This window comes from Burkholderia seminalis DSM 23518, from assembly GCF_902832885.1.
Classification (GTDB): Bacteria; Pseudomonadota; Gammaproteobacteria; order Burkholderiales; family Burkholderiaceae; genus Burkholderia; species Burkholderia seminalis.
The window spans coordinates 13,443-32,196 of record NZ_CADFDK010000027.1 but is presented as its reverse complement, the minus strand read 5'-3'; the positions used below and the strand labels follow the sequence as shown (position 1 = coordinate 32,196).

Sequence of the window (18,754 nt, the reverse complement as noted above, 5' to 3'; positions counted from 1 at the left end):
TGCTCGTAGCCGTCGCGTTCGAGAAACTCCGCGATCGCCAGTTGCGGCAGCGACGGCGTCGCGAGCGTGTTCAGGAACTTCAGCTTCTCGACCTGATCGCGATAGCGGCCCGGCAACGCCCAGCCGATCCGGTACGCGGCCGTCAGGCTCTTCGAGAACGACGAGCAATGCAGCACGATCCCGGTCCGGTCGTAGGACTTCAGCGAACTCGGATGCGTATCGCCGAAATACAGCTCGTTGTACACGCCGTTCTCGATGATCGGCATGCCGGTTTTCGTTGCAAACTCAACCAGTTCGCGCTTGCGCTCGTCGGGCATCTGAAAGCCGAGCGGGTTCTGGAAGTTCGGCATCACCATGCACGCCGCGATCGGCTGCGACTTCGCGATCGCGGCCAGCGCCGCGATGTCGATCCCGTACTCCGGATGCGTCGCGACCTCGATCGCCTTCATCCCCATCCGCTCGATCGCATGCAGCATCGCGTAGAACGTCGGCGATTCCACCGCGATCGTGTCGCCCGGCTTCGCCACCGCCTGCAGGCACAGGTTGATCGCCTCCGTCGCGCCCACCGTCACGATGATCTCGTTCGGGTCCACCGACATCCCGTTTTCCAGGTAGCGGCGCGCGATCTGCCGAATCAGGCGCGGATGGCCGGGCGGCAGCCCGTCCGTCACGCCCCACAGCGACTTGTCGCGGCCGGCCGCATACGCGTAGCGGTTCAGCTTCTCGAACGGAAACAGGCTCGGGTCCGGATACGGCGAGCCCAGCGGCACCGCGTCGTCCGTGCCGATCGAACGCAGCGTCGACAGCACGAGCCGGCTCACGTCGACCGACGACGAGATCGCGATCGGCTTCGACGGCCGCAGCTCGCGCACCGGCGCGTGGCCGTCGTCGCGGCGCAGGTTCACGAAATAACCCGACTGCGGCCGGCTTTCCATCAGCCCGCGGCTTTCCAGCAACAGGTACGCGTGCAGCACGGTCGTGATGCTGATCCGGTGCTGCTGGCTCGCCTGCCGCACCGACGGCACACGATCGCCGTGTCGATATACGCCCTGCCGGATGAGTCGCTCTACGTCGTTTGCAAATTTCTCGTAGAGCTTCATCCGCCTCGCCCCGCCAGCGGTGAACCGGCCGGCGACGCATCGGCGGCATGGCCGCGTCGATGGACGAAGCCGGATAGCGGCGCCGGGGAGCGGGTATCCCGGTTCGAACCTCGTCCGTTATCGAAATTGAAGGCGGATAGCAATGCGAATCTCATCAAGACAAGGTTCGGCATGCTACTGCGTCATTTCGACGAATGTAAGTGACAGTTTGGCGAGGAAACGCCAAATCCGGCCGGCGTGGTGAACAGATTCACACGCGACGGCGCGGGCCCGCGCAGGCCCGCGTGCCCTCACGCGTCGTCGACGTTGTCCGCGTAGTGGTCGATCGCGACCTTGCACTCGTCGAACACCACCGTCAGCAGCGCGATGTCGTTCGACTCGACCCACTTGCGGATCTGCAGGAACTGGCCCGTGCCGAGATCGGCGAGGCGGGCCGGATCGTCGGTCGTCACGTCGACGGTCGCGATCGCGCGGTTGCCGTTGCCGGGCAGCGGCGCGAGCGTCGCGGCGATGTCGAAGCGCCGGTAGGATTGATCGATGCGCATGCGGTTCTCCCGAATCGGTTCGAAAAAGGCGCGCTCAACCGAGCGCCTGACGGAAGACCTTGCCGCCGAATCCCGTCACGACGTTGTCGACCGAAAACGGCGTGTCTTCCTTCGCCTCGACGATGACCGCGACGCTGCCGGGCGCGAGCCGCGCGGCCACCGTCTCGACGAAGCTGCCATCGAGCAGCGCATTGCCGGCCGCATCGGCGAGGATGCCCGCACCCGCGCCTGCGGCCATGCCCGTGACCACGCCGAGCGGCCCGGCAAGCAGGCCGAGCAGGCCGCCCGCGATCGCACCGATCACGCCGCCCTTGAACGGCCGGGATTCGGCCGCGAGCACCGCAAGCTTGCCGGCCGCGTCCTTCTCGACGACGACGCCGTTCTCGATGTGGAATCCTTCGTTCTTCTCCGACAGCGCCTCGAAATCGTTCGCGGCCTGGCGGGCCGTGTCGACGCTGCCGAACACGGCGACGATCAGTTGCCTGGTCATTCGAACCCTCGCTCGGTTGGATGATCGGAAATGGCCGCCGCCCCGCGTGCGGCACGCCGGAATTCGCTTCAGATGCCGGTTGCCGCGACGCGCGCACCAACCGCATCGGCGTACGCGTGCGCGGCCGCCTGCTGCAGCGCCGCGACGGCCGGCGCGCGCACGCGTGCCGGGTCGGCATCGTACGCGTCGCGCGCCAGGCGGTACGCGTGCGACGCCGCGTGCTGCCGTTCGATCGCCTGTTTCGTGTCGACGTTCTGCGTGTTCATGCGGCGTCCTCCTGCGGAGACGGTGCGTTGATCGGTGGCTGGCGGCCCTTCACCTGCGCGCATGGACGTCGTCCTCGACATCGTCGACGTCGGCCGGGAAACGATGCTGACCGAAACTCAGGATCAGCACGCCGACCGCGAGCAGCACGATGCCGAAGGTCGTCATCAGCATCCGCTCGGGGCTGTCGGTCGCGCCGCGCAGGATCAGGTCGCGCGCGAGCGACGTCATCGCAATGAACAGCGGAAACCGCACGGGCAGCCGGCCGAGCCGCAGGTAACGCACGTCCATCGCGAGCACTTCGAGATACAGGAACATCAGCAGCAGGTCGGTCAGCGACACCTCGCCCGCGAGCACGACCTTCCACGCTTCCTGCACCATCGCGAACGCGGTCGCGAGGCCGATCACGATCAGCCCGGCCAGCTCGGCCGCGTGAAGAAAATGACCGAAGCGGCGGCGGATGCGCTCGGATGGCGAACGGGACAGGGCGGACGTATTCAAGGCGACAGTCGGTGTGATGAAGCGTGGGTGGCGCCGGGCGGCGGCAAATCGGAGCAACGCGCGGGGCGATGCGCGCCGTCACGCGCCTGCGGCGCCTGCGGCGGATGAGCCGCGCCGGTCGCCTGCTCGACCGCGGACAGCGTGCGGCGGCAGCACACGTGGAACGCGTCGCCCGCGTCGGTGCAGGCGACGTCGCCGGGTTCGCGGCACAGCAGCAGCCGGCAGCCGAGATAACGTTCGAGCGAGTCGAGCCGGTCGCGCACCTGCGCCTCGCGCAACTGCAGGTCGGCCGCGGCGCCGGACAGCCCGCCGTGCTCGACCACGGCGACAAACACGCGCATCGCTTCCAGCAGGTTCATGATGACGCTCCTCGTCGGCGGCGTAGCGGGACCTAATCTACTGCACGCGGCACGCACGCTCAAGAGCACAGCGCCGCGGGCGCCAGGAGTACAGCTGCGCGGGCGGCGCGCAAATTCCGTCCCCGTTTGACGCATTCGAATGACAGATTGTCGATACGTGTTCCAAAGACCCGCCGAAGCTGCTAGATTGCATGCTCGACGACGTTACGCGGTGCGGGCAGGTCACGCGCCGGGCGGCCGGCCGCCGCTGCCGCGGCCCGTTGCGCGATGCCCGCGCAACGTCCTTCATCCGCATGTCACACAGAGAACAGTCGCATGACACAGTTCAACCGTTCGCCTTCGCGCGCCGCGGCACCCGCGGCCCGTCCGTCCCGACATGACTGACCGGCAGGCCGCGATGCAGACTACCCCTCCCCCCCTCTCCCAGGCCGTTCACAGCACGGTCACGCGCAGCGCGATCTTCCTCGTGGCGACGGTCAACCCCGGTGCCGATCACGCCGACACGATCCGGTCGTGGTGCGGCGACATCGCCGCGCTCGTGCGCTCGGTCGGCAAGCGCGTGCCGGGCGGCAACCTCACGTGCGTCTGCGGTTTCGGCGCCGACGCATGGGATGCGCTGTTCGGCGATCCGCGTCCCGCGTCGCTGCATCCGTTCCGCGAATTCGGCGCCGGCCAGCGCGTCGCGGTCGCGACGCCCGGCGACATCCTGCTGCACATCCGCGCCGAAGCGATGGACCTGTGCTTCGAACTCGCGACGCAACTGCTCGGCGCGCTCGGCGATGCGGTGACCGTCGTCGACGAGGTGCACGGTTTCCGCAATTTCGACCAGCGCGCGATGATCGGCTTCGTCGACGGCACCGAGAACCCGGAGGGCCGCGAAGCGGTCGACTTCACGGTGATCGGCGACGAGGATGCCGAATTCACCGGCGGCAGCTACGTGATCGTGCAGAAGTACCTGCACGACATGGCCGGCTGGAACGCGCTCGCGGTCGAAACGCAGGAGCGCATCATCGGCCGCACCAAACTGGCCGACATCGAGCTCGCGCCGGACGTGAAGCCGTCGTGCTCGCACAGCTCGCTGACGACGCTCGACGAAAACGGCCAGGAAGTGAAGATCCTGCGCGACAACATGCCGTTCGGGCGCCCGGGCGCCGGCGAATTCGGCACTTATTTCATCGGCTATGCGCGCTCGCCGGCGCCGATCGAGCAGATGCTCGAGAATATGTTCGTCGGCCGCCCGCCCGGCAACTACGACCGCCTGCTCGACTACAGCCGCGCGGTCACCGGCTCGCTGTTCTTCGTGCCGTCGGCCGACCTGCTCGAGGCGCTCGCGGACCGCGCGGCCCCGGCCGCCGACGCCGCGCCGCCGGAATCCACGCCGTCCGCGCCGCGTCGCGACGGCTCGCTGAACATCGGCTCGCTGAAAGGAACCCCGACCTATGAATAACCTGCACCGCGAACTCGCCCCGATCTCGTCGTCCGCCTGGGAACAAATCGAGGAGGAAGTGGCGCGCACCTTCAAGCGATCGGTGGCCGGCCGCCGCGTGGTCGACGTCGACGGGCCCGAAGGCCCCGAGCTGTCGGCCGTCGGCACCGGGCACCTGCTGGAGGTCACCGCACCGCGCGAGCACGTGAATGCGCGGCTGCGCGAAGTGCGCACGATCGTCGAGCTGACGGTGCCGTTCGAACTGAGCCGCGCCGCGATCGACAGCGTCGAGCGCGGCGCGCGCGACGCCGACTGGCAACCGGCGAAGGAAGCCGCGCAGCGGCTCGCGTTCGCCGAAGACAACGCGATTTTCGACGGCTATCCGGCCGCCGGGATCGTCGGCATCCGCGAAGGCACGTCGAACCGCAAGCTCACGCTGCCGGCGGACGTCAGCGCGTATCCGGACGCGATCAGCGACGCGCTCGAGGCGCTGCGCCTCGCGGGCGTCGACGGCCCGTACTCGGTCGTGCTCGGCTCGGACGCCTATACCGCGCTCAGCGAGGCGCGCGACCAGGGCTATCCGGTCCTCGGCCATATCAAACGCATCGTCAGCGGCGAGATCATCTGGGCGCCGGCGATCAGCGGCGGCTGCGTGCTGTCCACGCGCGGCGGCGATTACGAGTTGCACCTCGGGGAAGACGTATCGATCGGCTACACGAGCCACACCGACAAGGCCGTCCGCCTGTACCTGCGCGAAACGTTCACGTTCCTGATGCTGACGAGCGAGGCATCGGTGGCCGTGGCGCCGCAGGGCAACACGGCGGCCTGAGCCCGGTTGCCCGCGCGCGACGGCCCGAGCCCGGGCGTCGCGCGCAACCGGCCGCGCCGCCGGCCGCATGTTCGTCGCCGATCGAGCCCATCCCGCATGGAGATTGTCATGAGCGATACGAATGATGCACTGCAGGCGCTGCAAGCGTCGGTCGATACGCTGAAGCAGGCCGTCGACGCGAACGCGGGCAGCCAGGCCGGCGACACCGCCGTGCTGTTTACCGTCGTCTCACTGATGCTGGCCGAGTTGCCGCCCGACACGCGCAACCTGATCGAGGATTCGTTCTCCGTCTGGGCCAATGGTCTGCCGAATGCGGCACTGTCGGCCGACGTGAAGCAGATCGCGCGGCAGCGACTTGCGATGAATCTGTCCGACTGATCGCGTTTCGACACGGTTGCGCCCTGTCCGGCGCGCCCCGTGCAACCCGCCCTCGTCCTCGGCTCCCGTGCACGCACCGGCTGCGGCGTGCGCGCGGTCGGCCGTAACCGGTTCGCGCACGCTCGCGCTGCGGCATCCGCGCTGCGTCCCGTCTTCCGTATCGCCGGCCGTTTGCCGGCCGCCAGCCCCCTGCGCGCCGATGTCGCACCGTGCGGCGTCCGCGCGCCCCCGCTTCCCGTGTCCGGCCATCGCGCGCTGCGCCCGCCGCGCACGCCCGTGCCGCCGTGCGCGCGCCCGTCTGTACTCCTTCCCGCCGACGCGCGCCGCCATGTGAGGGTGCAATTCACGGCCGGTCCGGCGTGGAACTGTGTCTTGGATGGCCCCCGCCGATTCGCTATTTTGAACGCAGTCGAAGCGATGCCGTGGGCTCCTCGCAGCACTCGCGTTTCCTGCCCCGACCGCGACCGTGCGCCACGCCGGCGCGCGCTGCGCGACCGCCCGGGCGCGGCACGCGCGCCGCCGCGCCGCGCGTCGTGCGAGCGCGGTCGGGACACGCGAGCGCCGCACCGCATCGGGACTTCACCCTTCGACCCACCTTCACAGACAGGAGCCAGACCACCATGCCCGCACTTTGCGATATCTGTCACGCCCGGCCGGCCGTCGCGCGCGCAACCGTGATGCAGGACGGCGAGCGCAAGACGATTTCGATCTGCGATTACCACTTCCGTCAGCTGATGCGGCATCAGAGTATGCTGAACCCGTTCGATTCGCTGCTGGGCGGTGGCGGCCCGTCTTCGCTGTTCGGCGGGCTCGGCGACGAATCGCCGCTCGCCGCCGAGATTCCGCGCGAATCGGTCGACCCGACCGACGCGTTCAGCGAACAGACGCTCGAACTGCTGCAGCGCGCGGCCGAGAAGGCACACGAGCTGCGCCGCAGCGAACTCGACTCCGAACACCTGCTGTACGCACTCGCGGACACCGACGTGTGCGCCGCGCTGCTGAAGGAACTGAAGCTGTCGCCGCAGGACATCCGGTCGTATATCGACGAGCATGCGCACACCGGCACGGCCGACCCCGATGCGCCGCTCGACAAGCTGTCGATCTCGCCGCGCGTGAAGAAAGCCGTGCAGTACGCGTTCCAGGCGTCGCGCGATCTCGGCCACTCGTACATCGGCCCCGAGCACCTGTTGATCGGGCTCGCATCGGTGCCGGACAGCGTCGCCGGCACGCTGCTGAAGAAATACGGCGTGACGCCCGAGGCGCTGCGCCAGAAAGTCGTGAAGGTGGTCGGCAAGGGCGCCGAGGACGGCCGCGTCGACGCGCCGACCGGCACGCCGAACCTCGACAAGTTCGGCCGCGACCTCACCGCGATCGCGCGCCAGGGCAAGCTCGACCCGGTGCTCGGCCGCGCGCAGGAAATCGAGAGCACGATCGAGGTGCTCGCGCGCCGCAAGAAGAACAACCCGGTGCTGATCGGCGAGCCGGGCGTCGGCAAGACGGCGATCGTCGAAGGGCTCGCGCAGCGGATCGTCAACGGCGACGTGCCCGAAGTGCTGCGCGACAAGCGGCTCGTCGAAGTCAACATCAACTCGATGGTGGCCGGCGCGAAGTACCGCGGCGAATTCGAGGAGCGCGCGAAGCAGCTGATCGACGAAGTGACTGCGAAGCAGGACGAACTGATCCTGTTCATCGACGAGCTGCACACGATCGTCGGCGCGGGCCAGGGCGGCGGCGAAGGCGGCCTCGACATCGCGAACGTGCTGAAGCCCGCGCTCGCGCGCGGCGAGCTGAGCCTGATCGGCGCGACGACGCTCAACGAGTACCAGAAGTACATCGAAAAGGACGCCGCGCTGGAGCGACGCTTCCAGCCCGTGTTCGTGCCGGAGCCGAGCGTCGAGCAGACGATCGTGATCCTGCGCGGGCTGCGCGACAGCCTCGAGGCGCACCACCAGGTGACGTTCGCCGACGACGCGTTCGTCGCGGCCGCCGAATTCGCCGACCGCTACATCACGTCGCGTTTCCTGCCCGACAAGGCGATCGACCTGATCGACCAGGCCGCCGCGCGCGTGCGGATCGGCGCGACATCGCGCCCGGTCGACATCCAGGAAGGCGAGGCGCAGATCGCGCAACTGAAGCGCGAGCAGGACTACGCGACGTCGCGCAAGCGCTTCGACGAAGCGAAGCAGTTCGAGGAGCAGATCAACGCGAAGCAGAAATCCGTCGACGAGAAGATGGAGGCGTGGCAGCGCAAGACCGGCTCCGAGACGCTCGAAGTGACCGTCGAATCGGTGGCCGAGGTCGTGTCGCGGCTGACCGGCATCCCCGTGTCCGAGCTGACGCAGGAAGAGCGCCAGAAGCTGCTGAAGATGGAAGAACAGCTGCGCGAACGCGTGGTCGGCCAGAGCGATGCGGTCGTCGCCGTCAGCGACGCCGTGCGGCTGTCGCGCGCGGGGCTCGGCCAGACGCACCGGCCGATCGCGACGTTCCTGTTCCTCGGGCCGACGGGCGTCGGCAAGACCGAACTCGCGAAAGCGCTGGCCGAGACCGTGTTCGGCGACGAGCAGGCGATCATCCGCATCGACATGTCCGAGTACATGGAGCGGCACGCGGTTGCCCGGCTGATCGGCGCGCCGCCCGGCTACGTCGGCTACGACGAAGGCGGCCAGCTCACCGAGCGCGTGCGGCGCCGCCCGTACAGCGTGATCCTGCTCGACGAGATCGAGAAGGCGCATCCCGACGTCTACAACGTGCTGCTGCAGGTGTTCGACGACGGCCGGCTGACCGACGGCAAGGGCCGCGTGGTCGATTTCAGCAACACGATCATCATCGCGACCAGCAACCTCGGCGCGGCGATCATCATGGACAACCTCACGCAGCCGGAAGCCGCGCGCAAGACCGACAAGGCGATCCGCGAGGAACTGATGCAGGTGCTGAAGGGCCATTTCCGGCCCGAGTTCCTGAACCGGATCGACGAGGTGATCGTCTTCCACGCGCTGTCGAAGGACAACATCCGCGCGATCGTGCAGATCCAGCTCGACCGCGTGGTGCGTACGGCCGCCGCGCAGGACGTCACGCTCGTGATGGGCGGCTCGCTCGTCGACCACCTGACCGAAGTCGGCTACCAGCCGGAATTCGGCGCGCGCGAGCTGAAGCGCCAGATCCGCCAGACCATCGAGACGCGGCTCGCGAAGGAGATCCTCGCCGACCGGCTGAAATCGGGCGACACCTGCGAGGTCGACTACGACAAGGACAGCGACGAAGTGAAGTTCAACAAGCTCGCCGCGCCGGAAGCGAAGGACAAGAAGGACGCCGGGAAGGACGCGGACGGCAAGGCCAGGCCGAACGGCAAGGCCGCCCAGGCATCCGGTGACGCGAAGGCGGACGACACGCCCGCCGACGCGCCGCCGCCCGCGGCGAAGTCGGGCAAGAAGTCGTCCGGCGCGAAGAAGGACGCACATTAAAAAAACGCGTACCCGGCAGACCGGGCACGCATGACCGGCTCCGTCCGCGGGACGGAGCCGCCCCACGCCGCGACACGGCGCAACCGAGCCACCCGTAGCGGGCCCGGCTCTTGGAGATTCACATGACAAATCGACGCGAAGTGCCAGGCATCAGGAAATACGATGGGCCCGCCGGCGGTTGGGGCGCGCTTCGCGCGACAGCCGATGCGGTGCGTACGCAGATGGAAACCATCGAGGCGCCGATCGTGCTGATGCGGACCAACCAGCCCGACGGCTTCGACTGCCCCGGCTGTGCGTGGCCCGACAAGGAACACAAGTCGACGTTCCAGTTCTGCGAGAACGGCGCGAAGGCCGTCACGTGGGAAGCGACGACCAAGCGCGTGACGCCCGAGTTCTTCGCGGCGAACACCGTATCGTCGCTGCTGCGCATGTCGGACTACGAACTGGAGGACATGGGGCGACTCACGCATCCGCTCGTCTACGACCGCGCGAGCGACACGTTCCGCGCGATCGAATGGGACGACGCGTTCGCGCGCATCGGCGAAGTGCTGCGCGCGCTGCCGCCCGAGCAGGTCGAGTTCTACACGTCGGGCCGCGCATCGAACGAAGCCGCGTACCTGTACCAGCTGTTCGCGCGCGAGCTCGGCACCAACAACTTCCCCGACTGCTCGAACATGTGCCACGAGCCGACCAGCGTCGGCCTGCCGCAGTCGATCGGCATCGGCAAGGGCACGGTGTCGCTGGAGGATTTCGACCACTGCGAGCTGATCATCTCGATCGGCCACAACCCCGGCACGAACCACCCGCGGATGATGGGCACGCTGCACGAGTGCGCGCGCCGCAACGTGCCGATCATCGTGTTCAACCCGCTGCGCGAACGCGCGCTCGAACGCTTCGCCGATCCGCAGGACATGATCGAGATGGCGTCGTTCGGCTCGACGCGTATCGCGTCGACGTACTACCAGGTCGACGCGGGCGGCGACGCGGCCGCGCTGAAGGGCATCATGAAGGCGCTGCTGAAGCTCGAAGCCGAGCAAGGCAACGTGCTCGACCGCGATTTCATCGCGCAGCACACCAACGGCTTCGACGCGTTCTCGGCCGACCTCGAGGCCACGTCGTGGGACGACATCGAACGCGCGAGCGGCCTCAGCCAGGCACAGCTCGAACAGGTCGCGCTCGCGTACGCGAAGTCGAACGCGACGATCGTCACGTACGGCATGGGCGTCACGCAGCACAACAATGGCACCGCGACCGTCCGCCTGATCGCCGACCTGCTGCTGATGCGCGGCAACATCGGCAAGCCCGGCGCCGGCGTGTGCCCGCTGCGCGGCCATTCGAACGTGCAGGGCAACCGCACGGTCGGCATCACCGAGAAGCCGTCGGCCGAGTTCCTGAAGAAGATCGAGGACGTGTGCGGCTTCACGCCGCCCGCGCATCACGGGCACGACGCCGTGCAGGCGATGCAGGCGATGATCGACGGCACCGCGAAGGCGCTGCTGTGCCTCGGCGGCAATTTCGCGGTCGCGCTGCCCGATCCCGAGCTGTCGTTCCCGGCGATGGCGAAGCTCGACCTGAGCGTGCATCTCGGGACGAAACTGAACCGTTCGCACCTGCTGGTCGGCAAGGAAACCTTCATCCTGCCGGTGCTCGGCCGCACCGAGCTCGACATGCAGGCGACCGGCCGCCAGTCGATCACCGTCGAGGATTCGATGTCGATGGTCCACGCGTCGGCCGGCAAGCTCAAGCCGGCATCCGACCAGTTGCGCTCGGAGCCCGCGATCGTCGCGGGAATCGCGCATGCGACGCTGCCGAACAGCAAGGTCGCATGGCTCGACCTGATCGCCGACTACGACCGCATCCGCGACCTGATCGACCGCACGGTGCCCGGCTTCGAGGCGTTCAACGAGCGCATCCGCACGCCGGGCGGCTTCCGCCTGCCGCTGCCGCCCACCGAGCGCGTGTGGCCGACGCCGACCGGCAAGGCGATGTTCTCGGTCTACAAGGGAGTGAAGGAGGACGCGGACGTGCTCGGCGCCGAGCAGGTGCTGCGGCTGATCACGCTGCGCAGCCACGACCAGTACAACACGACGATCTACGGGCTCGACGACCGCTATCGCGGCGTGTTCGGGCGACGCGACGTGCTGTTCATGAACGTGGCCGACCTCGCGAAGTACGGGCTCGAGCACGGCGACCTCGTCGACATCGAGACGATCACCGCGTCGGGCCGCACGCTGCGCCTCGAGAAGATCACCGCGATCGAGTACGACATCGCGCCGGGCTCGGTCGGCGCGTACTACCCGGAAGCGAACGTGCTCGTGCCGCTCGACTACATCGACAAGGAAAGCGGCACGCCGTCGTACAAGTCGGTGCCGGTGCGCGTCGTGCGCTCGGCCGTCGTTTGACGGACCGGCAGGCGGGCGGTGCATCGTTCACCGCGCGCCTGCCCGATCCCTGCCACCGGCCGCCGCCGCGCCGCAACCCGGGGCGGCGGCCCGCGCCTCCTTTCAGCGCGCTGCCGTCGGCGGCAGGTGCGCCGCACCCTGCCGGCGCCGATACGCGCTGTCGCGCGTCGCGAGCCAGTAGTACAGCGGCGACGTCAGCAGCAGCCCGACGAGCCACGACAGGTCCGCACCGCCCAGGTGCGCGGGAATCGGGCCCGCGTACATCGGCGTGTTCATGAACGGAATCTGCACGAGGATGCCGATCGCATACGCGAGCAGCGCCTGCGGATTGAAACGGCCGTAGATCCCGCCGTCCACCCTGAAGATCGACTGGATGTCGTACTTGCCCTTGTGGATCACGTAGAAGTCGATCAGGTTGATCGCCGTCCACGGCACCAGCACGACCAGCAGCGCGAGCACGAGATCGACGAGGTTGCCGACGAAGTTCGTCGACGCGCCGATCGCCGCGTAGCAGCAAGCGACGAAGATCACGACCGACACCACCGCGCGCGCCTTCGCGGTCGGAATCCACTTGTACGCGAACGTCTGCACCGACGTGATCACCGCGAGCACCGCGCCGTACAGGTTCAGCGCGTTGTGGCTGATCACGCTCAGCAGGAACAGCACGAGCATCAGCGGGCCGAGCGGGCCCGTCGCCTGCTTGACGGCGTCCATCGTGTCCGCGCCGGCCGGCACCGCGAGCACCGCGACCGCGCCGAAGATGAACGCGAGCGTCGAGCCGATCGTGCAGCCGAGATAGGTCGCCCAGAACGTCGACGCGACGCCGACGTTCTCCGGCAGATAACGCGAATAGTCCGACACGTACGGCGCGAACGCGATCTGCCACAACGCCGACAGCGACACCGTCGCGAGCCAGCCCGCGAAGTCGAAGCCGCCGCGCGTCAGGAAATCGTCGGTCGTCACGTGCGAGAGGATCATCCAGAAGCCGACGAAGATGCCGATGCCGAGCACCCACGTGCCGATGCGGTTCAGGATGTGGATGAACCGGTAGCCGACGATCCCGATCAGCCCGGAGCCCACCGCGCCGATCACGATGCCGACGGGCACCGGCACCGACGCCGCGATGCCGTGTACCGACTTGCCGGCCAGCACGATGTTCGACGCGAAGAAGCCGACGTACATCACGGCCGCGATCACCGTGACGAGCAGCGCGCCCCACGAGCCGAACTGCGCGCGGCTCTGGATCATCTGCGGGATGCCCATCTGCGGCCCCTGCGCCGAGTGCAGCGCCATCAGCACGCCGCCGACGGCCTGACCGACGACGATCGCGACGATGCCCCACATCAGGTTCAGGTGGAACATCTGCACGCCGAGCGCACCCGTCACGATCGGCAGCGGCGCGATGTTGCCGCCGAACCAGAGCGTGAACAGGTCGCGCACCTTGCCGTGGCGCTCCGCGGGCGGCACATAGCCGATCGTGTGCTTCTCTATCATCGGGGACGCATTGCGTTCCGCGTTCGTCATGGTCAAGTCTCCTGTCCTGCGCGCCGATGCGCGCGTGCCGTTTCCGCTGGCGCGCGTCGGGGTGCGCGCCTGCAATCGGGTCCGGATACGCGAGCGACGACGCGCCGCGTGCATGCGCGGCGGCGTCGAACGAAGCGGACGAGGCACGCCGGCGGGGACGGATGACATGTCCCGCCGGCGTGGGCGCGGCCGCTTCGCGAGCGTCGTGATCCAGGTTGGAGACGATGGTGCGCCACGACCGTCGCGGCCGGAAAATACTAAAAATATTTCCGCGACATACGAAAAAGCTCTGCAGCGGAAATTCCGGCGCCGAACGACTTCGGGTAAGGTGCCAGGGTCTGTTTCCCCATGGAACGCGCATGCGCCCGCGGCGGCACGCCGGGGCCGGGCATCAGAGGTGCTTGTGGCTCACTACACTTTGCGGCAACTGAAATACTTCATCACGACGGTCGAATCCGGCAGCGTCGCCGAAGCCTCGCGTCAGCTCTTCATCGCGCAGCCGTCGATTTCCAGCGCGATCAAGGGGCTGGAGGAAAGCTTCGGCGTGAAGCTGTTCATCCGCCATCACGCGCAAGGCGTGTCGCTGACGCCGTCCGGCACGCGCTTCTACCGGAAAGCGCAGGAGCTGCTGCGCATCGCGCACGAATTCGAACAGAACGCACTCGCCGACAACGACGTGATTACCGGGCAGATCGACATCGGCTGCTTCGAGACGGTCGCGCCGCTCTACCTGCCGCAATTGATCGCGGGCTTTCGCGAGCGCTACCCGGGCGTGAACATCCGGCTGCGCGACGGCGACCAGCAGGAACTCGTGCAGGGCCTGACGTCCGGCACGTTCGATCTCGCCCTCATGTACGACCACGATCTCGACGGCACGATCGAGACCGAACCGTTGATGCCGCCGCAACAGCCGTACGTGCTGCTGCCGGAGAACCATCGGTTCGCCGGCCAGGCGCACGTGTCGCTGCGCGACCTGTGCGTCGAGCCGATGATCCTGCTCGACGTGCAGCCCAGCCGCACGTATTTCGTCAGCCTGTTCCATGAACTCGGCCTCACGCCGAACATCGTGTTCGGCTCGCCGTCGATCGAGATGGTGCGCGGCATGGTCGGCCAGGGATTCGGCTTCTCGCTGCTCGTCACGCGCCCGCATTCCGAATACACGTACGACGGCCAACGCGTCGTGACGATCGGCCTCAGCGAAACGGTGAGCCCGTCGGGGCTCGTGAGCGCACGGCTGAAGCGGGGACAGCTCACGAAGCAGGCGCAGTCGTTCGTCGATTTCTGCCGTGAACGGCTCGCGCGAATCGTCGCGGAATCGGCGCGACAAGGAACGTGAAGCGCACGCGCCGCGGGACGCGGCGCATGCATCCAGGCTGCAGGCTCAGGCCGCCGAGGAAAGATGCGCGGCCAGGCGATCCAGCATCGCGTCGCAGCCGTGCAGTTGCTCGAGCGTGACGAACTCGTCGGGCTTGTGCCCCTGGTCCATGCTGCCGGGCCCGCACACCACGGTCGGAATGCCGGCCTGCCCGAACAGTCCGCCCTCGGTGCCGAACGCGACCGTGCCGAATGCGTCGGAACCGCTCAACATCGCGAGCAGGCGCGCAGCTTCACTGTCCGGCGCGGTGGCCAGCCCAGGATACGCGCCCAGCGGCCGCAATCGAATGTCGGTATCGGGCTGCACCGCACGCATCTTCGGCAACAGCTCGGATTCCGCGTAGTCCTGCAGCGTCCTCGGCACGTCGTGCGCGTCGAAATCCGGCAGCGCACGCACCTCGAAATCGAACTCGCATTCGGCCGGCACGATGTTCAATGCGCGGCCGCCCTTGATCAGTCCCGTCTGCACGGTCGAGAACGGCGGATCGAAACGGCCGTCGTGCCGCTCGGGTCGCGCGAGCGCCGCGCCGATCTCGCCGAGCCGGCCGATCAGCTTCGCCGCATAGTCGATCGCGTTGACGCCCGACGGGGCGTACGCCGAGTGACACGCGGCGCCCTTCACGTGACAACGCATCGCGAGCTTGCCCTTGTGACCGAGCACCGGCTTCAGTTCGGTCGGCTCGCCGATCAGGCACAGCCGCGGCCGATGCTCGCGCGCGGCCAGCACGTCGAGCATCGGCCGCACGCCGAGGCAACCGACTTCCTCGTCATAGGAGAACGCGAAATGCACCGGCATGCTCAAAGGCCGCGACACGAACGCCGGAACGGCCGCGAGTGCCGACGCGATGAAGCCCTTCATGTCGGCCGTGCCGCGGCCATACAGGCGGCCGTCGCGCTCGGTCAGCCGGAACGGCTCGACCGTCCACGCCTGCCCGTCGACCGGCACCACGTCGGTGTGACCCGACAGCGCGATGCCGCCGCGATCGCGCGGGCCGATCGTCGCGTACAGGCTCGCCTTCGTGCGCTCGGCGTTGTAGAACAGCTCGCTCGCCACGCCGAAACCCGCGAGATGGTCGCGGATGAAGCCGATCATCTCGAGGTTCGAATCGCGGCTGACCGTGGCGAAACCGACCAGCCGTTCGAGCAGCGCACGGCTCGACGTGTCACTCATCGCCCGGCACTCCGTAGCTCGGCGCGGCGGTCGGGTTCAGCGCGCGCGTCTGGTAGTCCTGCATCTGCGGCCGATACGCGCGCCACAGCGCATCGAGTTGCCCGATCGGATCGGTATCGGCCCAGTCGACGCGCAGGTCGACGATCGGCCAGGTCACGTCGCCGGCCACCTTCAACGCGGCCGAATGTACCGGACCGGCTTCGCCGCCGGCCGCCATCGCGGCATGCATCGCGGCCAGCAGGCGATCGGCGAGCGGGCCGTGCGCCTGTTCGAACGCCCGCGCCATCGCGTCGATCACGGCCGGCGCGGCCAGCAGGTTGCCGGCCGCCACGCACTGCTCGCCCTGCACCGCGTGATGGGTGCCGAGCGCTTCCTTGCCGGTGAAACACGCCGTCTGCCCCTGCCCGTCGATCACCGTGACCTGCCGGTACTGGCTCCAGCCGTTCGCGCTGAGCGCGCGGTCGAGCACCGCGGCCGGCGCAAGCTGGTCGTGCTCGATCAGATCGAGAATCTGCGGCCCGAGCGCCGGCAGCGTGATGTTCTGCGTCGCGACGGCGCCCACGCCCGCGCGCACCCACGGGCAGCGCGCGCCCACCGCGATGCTCGACGAACTGATCGCGATCCCGAGCTGGCCTGTCTCCGGGCAGCGCCCGACGATGGAGAAAGTCATGTCGCCTCCTATGCGCGGTTCGGCTGCCAGTTGTCGGGGACCACCGCGATCACGTCGATCTCCATCAGCCATTGCGGCTGGCCGAGCGCCGAGACGACGAGCCCCGTCGAGATCGGATAGACGCCCTTCAGCCACTTGCCGACTTCCTGGTACACCGGTTCGCGATAACGCGGATCGATCAGGTAGGTCGTCGTCTTCACGATATGCGTGAGGTCGCTGCCGGCTTCCTCCAGCAGCTGCTTGACGTTCTTCATCGCCTGCTCGGCCTGCGCGCGCGGATCGCCGAGACCGATCAGGTTGCCGTCGAAATCGGTGCCGACCTGGCCGCGCACGTAGACGGTGTTGCCGGCGCGCACGGCCTGGCACAGGTCGTTGTCGAGCGTCTGGTTCGGGTAGGTATCCTTGGTGTTGAACATGCGGATACGCGTATGGGTAGGCTGGCTCATCGAGGTCCTTCGAGTGTCGGTGGGTACGCCCGCCGCGCCGGAAGCGGCCGCGGCGCAGCGGATGCGTGTCGGTCCGTCAGGTGGTCAGTTCGTCGCTTCGGCGAGCGGGCGCGCGTCGGCCGGTGCCTGCTGGGCTGCCACGCGACGCTGCGACGCGTCGTGGTACGCGAGGTACTTGCGTTGCGTGACGATGTGATCGGCGATGTGTTTCGCGTCGTGCCACACGCCCCAGATGAAGCTGGAGCCGCGCCGCGACAGCCACGGCAACCCGAGGAAATAGATGCCGGGCTCCTTCGACACGCCGCGCTGGTGCTGCGGCTTGCCGTTCGGCGCGAACGCGTCGACGTTGAGCCAACCGTAGTCGACTGCGTAGCCAGTCGCCCAGACGATCGACGTGACGCCCGCGCCGGCGAGATCGAGCGCGAGGATCGGATGCGCGACGCAGTCGGGGTTCGGCAGGATGCGCCGCGCTTCCGGCTCTTCCGGCAGGTCGAGGCCGTTGCGTGCCGCGTAGGCATCGGCCGCGTCGAGCAGCGACAGGTAGTTCTCGTCGCCGCGGGCGAGATTGACCGCGAGATCGCGTTCGAACACGGCCACGCCGCCGTCGAACGACTTCGTCAGCCCGACGAGCGTCACGCCCTGGTTCGCGAGCGCGCGGAAATCGACCGTGTGGCCGCCGCGCGCCCCGCTCACCGCGATCGTCACGTGTTCGCGGCCGGGCGTCGCGACTTCCTTGTCCCATTCGCCGAGCACGCCGAGCCACCAGCAGAAGTCGCGGCCGCGATACGCGCGCGGCGGGCGATCGTGCGGCCCGACCGACAGATACACCTGCCGACCCGCGCGCTGCAGCTCGTCGGCGATCTGCACGCCCGACGAGCCGGCGCCGACCACCAGCACCGCGCCGTCCGGAAGCTGGCCCGGATTGCGATAGTCGGCGGAATGGATCTGCACGAGGCGCGCATCGTCCGGCGCGATCGGCGGAACGACCGGGCGCTGGAACGGCCCCGTCGCGACGACCACGCGGTTCGCCTCGATCGTGCCGTCGGACGTCTCGACGACGAAGCCCGGCTTGCCGGTGTTGCGCACGACGTTCGTCACGTCGACGCCCGTGCGGATCGGCGCGTTGAACTTGCGCGCATACGCTTCGAAGTAATCGGCGACCTGGTCTTTCGATGCGAACGCATCGGGATCGAGGCCGTCGAATTCGAGCCCCGGGAAACGGTCGTGCCACGCGGGGCCGTTCGCGACCAGCGAATCCCAGCGCCCGGTGCGCCAGCGCTCGGCGATGCGGTCGCGCTCCAGCACGAGATGGGGCACGCCCAGCTTGCCCAGATGCTCGCTCATGGCCACGCCGGCCTGCCCGGCGCCGACGACGAGCGTATCGATTGAGGTTGTTTCGACTGCCACGGCTGTCTCCTTCAGCTTCTGACGTGCGGCTCGCTGCGACGTTCGTGCTGTCGGGCGAGTGGGAATGGAGACATTCTGCGGACAGGCCGCCTGGCGCGAAATGATGTTTTTTGTTGGTGTTGACGAGAAAAAAGCTGGGGCGGGAGCGATGGAGGTACCGACGATGACCACGCTTGCAGCAGAGCCCATACGTCGTTCAGGTTGCGCGGGCAGAATCTCCGCATGTCGGGAAACGCAGCCTTCGGGTCCTGCGCCAGCCGATCGATGACCTTCGCCCCACCCTTGTCGTTCCTGGCGTTCGAGAACGTCGCCACCGATCCGCCAGTACAGCGTCACCCACTCACGATTCACGCTTGCGACGGCGTATCCACGGGCAAGCTCGACCCACTGCTCGAGCTCCGTGAGCC

General features: G+C 68.0%; 17 protein-coding genes. 6 read left to right on the top strand and 11 right to left on the bottom strand.

Annotated features, from left to right (window positions below; all coding sequences use genetic code 11):
- From HWX00_RS35920 to HWX00_RS35895, 6 genes are all read right to left on the bottom strand, one after another.
- Nucleotides 1-1,100: aminotransferase-like domain-containing protein (locus tag HWX00_RS35920; RefSeq protein WP_175868191.1), on the bottom strand; the 1,100-nt coding region annotated here is incomplete at its 3' end.
- A 290-nt stretch (nt 1,101-1,390) separates the two neighbouring features.
- Entirely contained in the window at nt 1,391-1,645 is a 255-nt protein-coding gene (locus HWX00_RS35915) for a hypothetical protein (RefSeq protein ID WP_034190485.1), read from the bottom strand.
- 34 nt (nt 1,646-1,679) lie between these two features.
- Nucleotides 1,680-2,135, bottom strand: a complete 456-nt coding sequence (locus HWX00_RS35910) for a DUF1269 domain-containing protein (protein WP_034190486.1) — start codon at nt 2,133-2,135, stop codon at nt 1,680-1,682.
- A 68-nt stretch (nt 2,136-2,203) separates the two neighbouring features.
- On the bottom strand, nt 2,204-2,401 hold the full coding sequence (locus HWX00_RS35905) for a hypothetical protein (RefSeq protein ID WP_034190487.1): 198 nt from the start codon (nt 2,399-2,401) through the stop codon (nt 2,204-2,206).
- 49 nt (nt 2,402-2,450) lie between these two features.
- Complete coding sequence (locus tag HWX00_RS35900) at nt 2,451-2,900, bottom strand: phosphate-starvation-inducible protein PsiE (RefSeq protein ID WP_034190488.1); 450 nt, start codon at nt 2,898-2,900, stop codon at nt 2,451-2,453.
- Nucleotides 2,897-3,259, bottom strand: coding sequence for a helix-turn-helix domain-containing protein (locus HWX00_RS35895; RefSeq protein ID WP_049031553.1), 363 nt, complete (start codon nt 3,257-3,259; stop codon nt 2,897-2,899). The genes HWX00_RS35900 and HWX00_RS35895 overlap by 4 nt, the downstream gene beginning before the upstream one ends.
- Before the next feature lie 376 nt (nt 3,260-3,635).
- On the opposite strand from HWX00_RS35895, the gene HWX00_RS35890 reads away from it, so the two are divergent.
- From HWX00_RS35890 to HWX00_RS35870, 5 genes are all read left to right on the top strand, one after another.
- Complete coding sequence (locus tag HWX00_RS35890) at nt 3,636-4,706, top strand: Dyp-type peroxidase (RefSeq protein ID WP_034190490.1); 1,071 nt, start codon at nt 3,636-3,638, stop codon at nt 4,704-4,706.
- Nucleotides 4,699-5,514, top strand: coding sequence for a family 1 encapsulin nanocompartment shell protein (locus HWX00_RS35885; RefSeq protein ID WP_034190491.1), 816 nt, complete (start codon nt 4,699-4,701; stop codon nt 5,512-5,514). Before HWX00_RS35890 ends, HWX00_RS35885 begins: the two co-directional genes overlap by 8 nt.
- 108 nt (nt 5,515-5,622) lie before the next feature.
- The gene (locus tag HWX00_RS35880; RefSeq protein ID WP_049031555.1) at nt 5,623-5,892 is read left to right on the top strand and encodes a hypothetical protein; all 270 of its coding nucleotides are present in this window, start codon (nt 5,623-5,625) and stop codon (nt 5,890-5,892) included.
- A gap of 620 nt (nt 5,893-6,512) precedes the next feature.
- A complete protein-coding gene (locus HWX00_RS35875) occupies nt 6,513-9,353 on the top strand; it encodes an ATP-dependent Clp protease ATP-binding subunit (RefSeq protein WP_175028503.1) in 2,841 nt (946 codons plus the stop codon).
- A gap of 122 nt (nt 9,354-9,475) precedes the next feature.
- Nucleotides 9,476-11,755 carry an FdhF/YdeP family oxidoreductase gene (locus tag HWX00_RS35870; protein ID WP_175028502.1) on the top strand — a complete coding sequence of 760 codons (2,280 nt, stop codon included), beginning with the start codon at nt 9,476-9,478 and terminating at the stop codon, nt 11,753-11,755.
- A gap of 102 nt (nt 11,756-11,857) precedes the next feature.
- On the opposite strand, the gene HWX00_RS35865 is transcribed toward HWX00_RS35870, so the two are convergent.
- Nucleotides 11,858-13,279: a purine-cytosine permease family protein gene (locus HWX00_RS35865; RefSeq protein WP_069705795.1), complete on the bottom strand. Its 1,422-nt coding sequence runs from the start codon at nt 13,277-13,279 to the stop codon at nt 11,858-11,860.
- A 403-nt stretch (nt 13,280-13,682) separates the two neighbouring features.
- Between HWX00_RS35865 and HWX00_RS35860 the strand changes: the two genes are divergently transcribed.
- Complete coding sequence (locus HWX00_RS35860) at nt 13,683-14,615, top strand: LysR substrate-binding domain-containing protein (RefSeq protein ID WP_034190495.1); 933 nt, start codon at nt 13,683-13,685, stop codon at nt 14,613-14,615.
- A gap of 45 nt (nt 14,616-14,660) precedes the next feature.
- Here HWX00_RS35860 and argE read toward each other — a convergent pair whose 3' ends face one another.
- From argE to HWX00_RS35840, 4 genes are all read right to left on the bottom strand, one after another.
- Complete coding sequence (gene argE / locus HWX00_RS35855; RefSeq protein ID WP_175028501.1) at nt 14,661-15,824, bottom strand: acetylornithine deacetylase; 1,164 nt, start codon at nt 15,822-15,824, stop codon at nt 14,661-14,663.
- Nucleotides 15,817-16,494, bottom strand: a complete 678-nt coding sequence (locus HWX00_RS35850) for a DUF1028 domain-containing protein (protein ID WP_175028500.1) — start codon at nt 16,492-16,494, stop codon at nt 15,817-15,819. The genes argE and HWX00_RS35850 overlap by 8 nt, the downstream gene beginning before the upstream one ends.
- Before the next feature lie 8 nt (nt 16,495-16,502).
- Complete coding sequence (locus tag HWX00_RS35845) at nt 16,503-16,940, bottom strand: RidA family protein (protein ID WP_034190498.1); 438 nt, start codon at nt 16,938-16,940, stop codon at nt 16,503-16,505.
- An 84-nt stretch (nt 16,941-17,024) separates the two neighbouring features.
- The gene (locus tag HWX00_RS35840; protein ID WP_175028499.1) at nt 17,025-18,347 is read right to left on the bottom strand and encodes a flavin-containing monooxygenase; all 1,323 of its coding nucleotides are present in this window, start codon (nt 18,345-18,347) and stop codon (nt 17,025-17,027) included.
- Nucleotides 18,348-18,754: the final 407 nt, after the last annotated feature.